The organism is Thalassobacillus sp. C254 (assembly GCF_001310615.1).
Genome location: NZ_BAXQ01000030.1, coordinates 39,949 through 46,334, shown reverse-complemented (window position 1 = coordinate 46,334; position 6,386 = coordinate 39,949). Strand labels below are relative to the sequence as shown.

General features: G+C 36.3%; 9 protein-coding genes. 7 read left to right on the top strand and 2 right to left on the bottom strand.

All coding sequences use genetic code 11. The features are described 5' to 3' along the window. A partial coding sequence (locus tag JCM19033_RS19375; protein WP_157049981.1) for a transposase occupies positions 1-835 on the top strand: 835 nt, incomplete at its 5' end. Positions 836-1,108: 273 nt separating this feature from the next. Here JCM19033_RS19375 and JCM19033_RS19370 read toward each other — a convergent pair. Next, the gene (locus JCM19033_RS19370; protein ID WP_054637543.1) at positions 1,109-2,260 is read right to left on the bottom strand and encodes a tyrosine-type recombinase/integrase; all 1,152 of its coding nucleotides are present in this window, start codon (positions 2,258-2,260) and stop codon (positions 1,109-1,111) included. 383 nt (positions 2,261-2,643) lie between these two features. On the opposite strand from JCM19033_RS19370, the gene JCM19033_RS19365 reads away from it, so the two are divergent. Continuing rightward, positions 2,644-3,468: a helix-turn-helix domain-containing protein gene (locus JCM19033_RS19365; RefSeq protein ID WP_054637542.1), complete on the top strand. Its 825-nt coding sequence runs from the start codon at positions 2,644-2,646 to the stop codon at positions 3,466-3,468. Next, positions 3,441-3,602 carry a hypothetical protein gene (locus JCM19033_RS23805; protein WP_157049980.1) on the top strand — a complete coding sequence of 54 codons (162 nt, stop codon included), beginning with the start codon at positions 3,441-3,443 and terminating at the stop codon, positions 3,600-3,602. The genes JCM19033_RS19365 and JCM19033_RS23805 overlap by 28 nt, the downstream gene beginning before the upstream one ends. 565 nt (positions 3,603-4,167) lie before the next feature. Here JCM19033_RS23805 and JCM19033_RS27730 read toward each other — a convergent pair. Further along, positions 4,168-4,401, bottom strand: coding sequence for a hypothetical protein (locus tag JCM19033_RS27730; protein ID WP_306301408.1), 234 nt, complete (start codon positions 4,399-4,401; stop codon positions 4,168-4,170). 224 nt (positions 4,402-4,625) lie between these two features. On the opposite strand from JCM19033_RS27730, the gene JCM19033_RS26670 reads away from it, so the two are divergent. The 4 genes from JCM19033_RS26670 (at position 4,626) to JCM19033_RS19345 (ending at position 6,261) form a co-directional block, all read left to right on the top strand. Beyond that, on the top strand, positions 4,626-4,754 hold the full coding sequence (locus tag JCM19033_RS26670; protein WP_269758410.1) for a hypothetical protein: 129 nt from the start codon (positions 4,626-4,628) through the stop codon (positions 4,752-4,754). 3 nt (positions 4,755-4,757) lie between these two features. Continuing rightward, positions 4,758-5,021 carry a hypothetical protein gene (locus JCM19033_RS19355; protein WP_157049979.1) on the top strand — a complete coding sequence of 88 codons (264 nt, stop codon included), beginning with the start codon at positions 4,758-4,760 and terminating at the stop codon, positions 5,019-5,021. After that, a complete protein-coding gene (locus tag JCM19033_RS28510) occupies positions 4,945-5,208 on the top strand; it encodes a propanediol/glycerol family dehydratase large subunit (RefSeq protein WP_198153586.1) in 264 nt (87 codons plus the stop codon). The genes JCM19033_RS19355 and JCM19033_RS28510 overlap by 77 nt, the downstream gene beginning before the upstream one ends. A 699-nt stretch (positions 5,209-5,907) precedes the next feature. Beyond that, entirely contained in the window at positions 5,908-6,261 is a 354-nt protein-coding gene (locus tag JCM19033_RS19345; RefSeq protein WP_083465601.1) for a toprim domain-containing protein, read from the top strand. Positions 6,262-6,386 lie beyond the last annotated feature (125 nt).

Sequence of the window (6,386 nt, the reverse complement as noted above, 5' to 3'; positions counted from 1 at the left end):
AGTAAAAGAGGAAATCAATCGTCTGGTACCGCTTCGTTGGAGTATTGATTCAAAACATGAATCGTCTTACCGATCCTCTACTAAAACCTCTACAAGAATGGAAGATAAAAAACGGGAAAAGGGTGAAAGGGAGCGATGGGAATTGATTCAAAAGGTACAGATGAAGCATGAAAAAGGAAAGAACATTAGTGCGATTAGCAGAGAAATGAATGTATCACGAAATACTGTCTATAAGTATTTAAAAATCAAGGAACCTCCAAGCCACAGACGACCTTCGCGCTTTGATGCTTTCCGCCCCAGTGATTTACTCAAAAGTAATAAAGGTGCAAATGAAATAGAAAGAATTTGCAGGAATAAAGGATATACAGGTTCTCGATCTACATTAAATAAAATGGTCGCACAAGAAAGAAGGAATGCCCCAGCTCCCCCAAAGTCAGTCAGAAGATCAAAAATCCTTACCCGCTTATGGAAAGCAGCAGATCCAAATGAATCCGACGTCTCTTTGGAAGAGTCGTGGACAGAAAAACAACCCGTTTTAATGGAATTACAATTATTAGCTCTTTCTTTTAGAAGAATCTTCAAAGAAAAAAAAGAATCCTTGTTTGACCAATGGTTGAACAATTATAAGGAAAGTAAGTTCCCCGCCATTCAACAATTCATCAAAAGAATCCGTAAAGACGAAACAGCTGTCCGAAATGCAGTTCATTTACCATGGAGCAACGGGGTGGCCGAAGGTCATATCAACCGATTGAAAGTACACAAAGCAATCATGTATGGCAGAGGGAATTTTGATCTTTTGCGTCAGAAAGTACTTTACCGTACAGAGCCTTCCTAGAATTGATAAGTTATTTTGAAAAAATACCCCTACTCCTTATCACGTCAGTGGGTGTACTTTCCCCAAAAGTTCGTAAGAACCATTTCCACTTGACGGTTACAGGAGGAAATGACAATGTGACAAGACACATTACTGCAGTTTGCGATAGGAAGGGCAATACTTGGTGGAATAATCGCCTACTTAGGAGGTCTATTCTCTGCACGAGCCACCCTGAAGGTTTTGAAGACCTCAGCAACATTTTATGCTGTAAATCTTTTAAGTTGAAAAGGGGAATTATAATAAATCCTCACTCCAATATAAACCAGCATCTTTTCTTTTTGTAATTGTATCAGCAACATAGCCCTCTGTAGTCACCTTTGATTGATGGCCCACTGTTTTTTGAACTTGTTCAATCGGTAGTCCTAGGGTTAAAACAGAGTAATTCACAAAGAAATGGCGGAAGTAATGGGGGGTAATCGGCCCCTTATTCTTTGTCCAAGATAACTCTGTTTCTTCTATTATCCTGGTCACGTACTGGCTTAAATACTTATATCCGTATGCCTTTTCTTTATTGGTTGTAAACAAAGGATTCAGATCCTCAGCATTTAAATCCACGGAAACGTCCCTTCTTTTTCGAAAGCGCTTTATACTCTCCAAGGTAGAGGGCAATATTACTGCATGTCTTTCTACATCATTCTTTCCAATCACCTTTAAAAAATAGGTTCCTCCGTTAATGGAAGGATCATAATACAAATCTCCCCACTTGGCTTTCGCTACTTCCTGTATTCTTAGCCCTGTGGTGGCAAGCAACAACAAGATCGCATGATTAATCGGATGATCTTTATAGTAATCCAGCAATGACTTCACTTCTTCATAGGTTAGTTCCCGCTTCGGTTTATCCTTTCTCCGCACAGTGCTTTTTTTAAACGCCACTTGTAACGGAAACTCCACGATTTCTTCCTCATATAAAAACTCTAAAAAGCTTTTAACCACGGTAATTTTCCTCGCACGAGTTGCCACCGCATACCCTTGTTTTCTATGTTGAAACTCCCCATCCTTTAACCACTCCTGATAAGCTCTGACGTGTTTCTTCCTTATATAAGGGAACAAAGTAGAAGAGACTTCTTCATTCTGCAGCTGCACTTGAAGGAACGTATAAAACTGAAGAAGATCTCGGAGGTATTCTTTTTTGGTTTGGTTTTTCCGGTTTTTGGCTTCATCGTCATGCGTTTCTCGATGGACAAAAAAATACATTACTTCTAGATCAGATAATGAAGAAAAAGCAGGCAGCAATGCATCTTCATTTTCTTCAATTTTGGAATAAACCGATGGAAGGTAGGAAGAATCACTCAGGTGTGTAAGTAACTGATTTTTATGAGATAAAAGTACATCTTTTTCGTTTGTATGTATGGGAGTATGATCCATTAATGTATAAGGAAAAGACATATACGAAAATCACCTCTGTTATTTTAAAGTTAGGTAATAACTCTATTTAGAAACATGCTTTCTATAATTATCATTTTACTTGATGTTTAGTAATATGCCAATTCTATCTCTACACGAATAATCCTTCATTTTTCATTTATATAAACATTAATTAGAATAATAATTTGTTGAAAAATAAGGTAACATCATAACATGTTTTAATGTATTATTTATAATATGCTATTTGTTTACTATGATAAGTATATAAAATGATGAAGTTGTTACTTATCATTTTTGTAAGTTTTTTATATTATTAACGAAAAAACAAATATAAAACTAATATCATACTTAATTTCGTGTAAATGATAGATTGTTTGTTTTAGTGAGAAAGGGTGAGGAGAGGTATGGACAAGTCTTACTATGTTTCTAAGGATTTGGCTGAACTGTTAAACATAACAGAAGCAACCATATATAAATACATAAGAGAAGGGAAAGTGATTCCTTATAATAAGGACAGCTGGCAAATAGATGGAGAGTACCGTTTCTCAGAGGAGGAAGCTCTTAAACTCGTAGATGCTCAAGAAGAAAAGCCCGGTCTTTCTACAAAAGATATTGCTGATCAGTTGGGAATCACTTCCTATACGGTAACAAGGCATATCAAAAGTGGAGAACTGCCTGCAGAGAGGAAAATGTATAAGGGGTTAGAGCGATATTTTGTTAAGGAAGAAGACTTTAAGGTGTATGCTTCCCGCATTCTTCGCAACAAACAAGAGAAGCTATATGACGAGACTCTAGGATTCTACCTTTTTCAGCCGCTCTACGAACAAGATGGGACCCTTGCTGCGAGAGTGCTTCAGCTTGATGAACTTATCATTCAAAGCATAAATGGAGAAAGACTTTCTTTAGAGGAAGCGAAAAACCTTGCGCCTACGAAGGAAAAGAATTCACTTTTTAACGGCAAGAAAGTCCGGAAACCAGGTTATGTGGCATTTACTTTCCCAGCTAGCGACAATGTGTATTCTTCTACCTATTATTTCATGGACTATGTAATGAACGAAGTGGGTTTACAAAATGCGTTGGTTCAGCGAAATAAATCTACGATTTCTTTTTCTGTGAGAAGTTTTGATTTACCCATCCCAGCTGAAGACAATCCTTTCACGATAGAGGGAATAGTTAACAAGTATATGACTCAGGCTCTAGTATGTTACGTGAAAATACAGTTTATTTAAACAGTGATACAGAGACCATACAAGCTTTTGTTAAAGCAGCCACCAAGGAAAAATTAAAGAAAGAAGCAGCCGCAAAAGGGTTGAGTATGAATGAGTATGTTGGAAATGTTTTAGATCGGCTTTATCAAAATTGATAATATATTTTAAGAAATAAACTTTGAAACGAAAAAACAAGCCAATTAGGATAGGAAGACGCAGAAGGGACAAAGTACTTCTGCTTTCTTTTTATTAAACAGACTAATAGAGGTGGCCCCCCTGTAAGTGACACAACTATTGTTTTTCTTCAAACAAACGTTTGATTTATGTCTCTCTTCTTTTCCTTCGTTTTCCTGATTACAGCTACAAGCATGTACCATCCCTGACGTGGTTTTAGGAGCACATACCTCCAAATTACCACTTGATGTTAACATGTTTACCAATGGAAGACGTCAACAATTTTTAGTGCAATAACCTATTCCTCTTTAACGAGGAATTAGTGTCCTTCCGCAATCAAGCCAATTATGAAATATTAATTTTTACTGAATATTATTGTTGTACTGGGCATAAAAAGTTATTTGTAAAGCACCCGTTTTTAACTTCTAAGTTAGGACTCAGCTACTTTTTTTACGCGTTCTAAAAATCTCACTACTACTTTTTCAGATGCAACCAATAACAACAATTTCACAAACCACTTTAATGGGCGATTGGTCACAGTATATTTTAATAAAGTTTTATTTTCATTAATTTTACTAATTCATATAAAGCTGTTATTTCAAACACATTGGCAAGTGTAAAGCCAACTTTTAGCTTTTTCTTTTGAGGTGTATTTGTATATTCTAATGTTTCTACCTCATATTCTTCTATGCGTTTCCCTTCTTTATATTTTTGGCGATATACACTTCCAACAACCTCTTCGGTTATTTTAATCTGCTTATGTTCAACTACTTGAGGCATAATTTTTGCATATTCTCAAGAGAACCGTCAAAAAGCACCCAAACTTGTTCAATTGGAGCGTTTATTTCAATATCTTTTGTCCACCGTTTCATCTGAAAAATCACCTCACTTATCAAATTTTTTGAAACAATACATGTATAAGTTCAATGAGATTCAATCACTTTTGAATTATTTGATTACGTGACATTAGTATATACCGTCCATTTTAAGGTGGTAATCTGAGTTTGGGTGTCAATTATTACCGGACCACTTTGGTGGAGAAGAATCCGATAGATGGTGGTGTGGATATCGGTTTGAAAAACACGACTGGAAAAAAGGTTCCTCTAAAGATTCCGGTGTTCCACGCATGTTAAACGATGTCCAATCTATATGTGGAAACAACCAACTGGGATTGGGATATTGATCCTCAAGGGTTATGGAGGGCGACCGAGATGAAGGAAACGAAAAAGAACTCCGCAGAATCAAAAAGAAATCAATTTATTGCTGACTATACGATTGATGCTTTGGTGGCCGAGGTAGTCATGGGAATGGATACCTTACAGATTGCAAGAAAAATTAGTAGCCATTATTGTCTTAAGAACAGAGATATTAAAGGTAACCAAAATAATGATCCCTTCTAAAGTTGTGGAGGTACTTAACCATTTGAATATCTTTGAGTTAATGAGGGATCTTCAAAAACTAAGAGCAAGAAAAATGCCATCTAAACAATGTCACGTAACCAAAATCCCTATTCTTAGGCAACAGACGCAGCAGACTTACAAATGGATGAGCAGCATTCAGATAGGAAAAAGATCTCGGTATGAATGACTATATAGGAAGGGTTTTAGATCACTTGGAACCAAGAGCAGAATAATGATTCTCGCACTTTTTAGATGCTGTTTGCTAAATGAAGTGATCGCAAGGATAGTCTTGTTCGGTCATTAATAGTATTCTATATACATAGAATACCTACTTAGTTTTGAGCGGGTACTAATAACTAAGAGTTAGGGATGGTTCTTAAGTCTATGATAATTAGGAAGAAGGTGTGATTTCCTATAAATAGAGCCGGCTATCTATACCCCTTTCCCATATTTTAGTAAAATGTTAGTAAGTAAAAAATGGGAGGTATTAATATGCTAAAGAGTATCAAAAAATATTTAAAAAAGAACCTTCTCAACCAAAAAAAGGAACAGATACTGAAACCAAAAACAAATCACAGAATTCTAAAGAGAAAAGAGACTAGACTAGCTTGAAACTTACTTCTACCTGTCCTTGGCAAGAAATCAGGAAGTCTGCTCGAAAATTAGTAGAATAACAGAGGGCCGCGTGAAGCGGCCTTTTTTCCTATTCCGTCCAAAAAAATTAAAGAAAGGCTTACCAAAAGGCCAGCCTTTCCTTGGAGCAAAAAGAAACCATGAGGGAGGTCCTTAACGTCCAATTACATTATAACAAAATTTTCTGAATATTAAAGCTTGTTGGGGAGAATTTCATTAATATGTATACATATAAGATTCATTCCGAGAAGCAATTAAAGGACAAGGATTTGACCTGCTTTCCTATTGGTCAGTGAAAAAAGAAAAGGTTCAAGATACCCGGATGGTCAGCATGGGTGGGTTAAAAATGGATTCGTTAAAACGAGCCATCAAAGATGCAGGGGAAAAGGGATATAAGATTGAAAAAGTCATATCGGCGGAAGATCACGATAAGGCTGGAAACCAATTTCATGAAAAGCTGCAGTCTCTCTTGAAAGAAGACGTTCTGGTTGATCACCGGCTAATAGCGAAAGACTGGATCAATGAACGAAAAAACTCTCTTTCTAGTAGTAAAATGGTGAAGAAAAAACAAACGCAAAAGGTAAAAATAGAGGTTGGATTAAATTGATGCTTAATCCCTTGGTTTACAGGCATAGTTAAGTGTTTATAAGGTTATTATCAGGTGAAAATCAGGGGAGTTGGGAAAAGTGTGAGTTAATCCTTTTATAACAAGGATTATAAATATGATAATTA

Coding starts and splice junctions, on each gene's coding strand:
- JCM19033_RS19370 (WP_054637543.1), bottom strand. CDS start 2,260: ATGTCTTTTCCTTATACATTAATGGATCATACTCCCATACATACAAAC.
- JCM19033_RS19365 (WP_054637542.1), top strand. CDS start 2,644: ATGGACAAGTCTTACTATGTTTCTAAGGATTTGGCTGAACTGTTAAAC.
- JCM19033_RS23805 (WP_157049980.1), top strand. CDS start 3,441: ATGTTACGTGAAAATACAGTTTATTTAAACAGTGATACAGAGACCATA.
- JCM19033_RS27730 (WP_306301408.1), bottom strand. CDS start 4,401: ATGCCTCAAGTAGTTGAACATAAGCAGATTAAAATAACCGAAGAGGTT.
- JCM19033_RS19355 (WP_157049979.1), top strand. CDS start 4,758: ATGTCCAATCTATATGTGGAAACAACCAACTGGGATTGGGATATTGAT.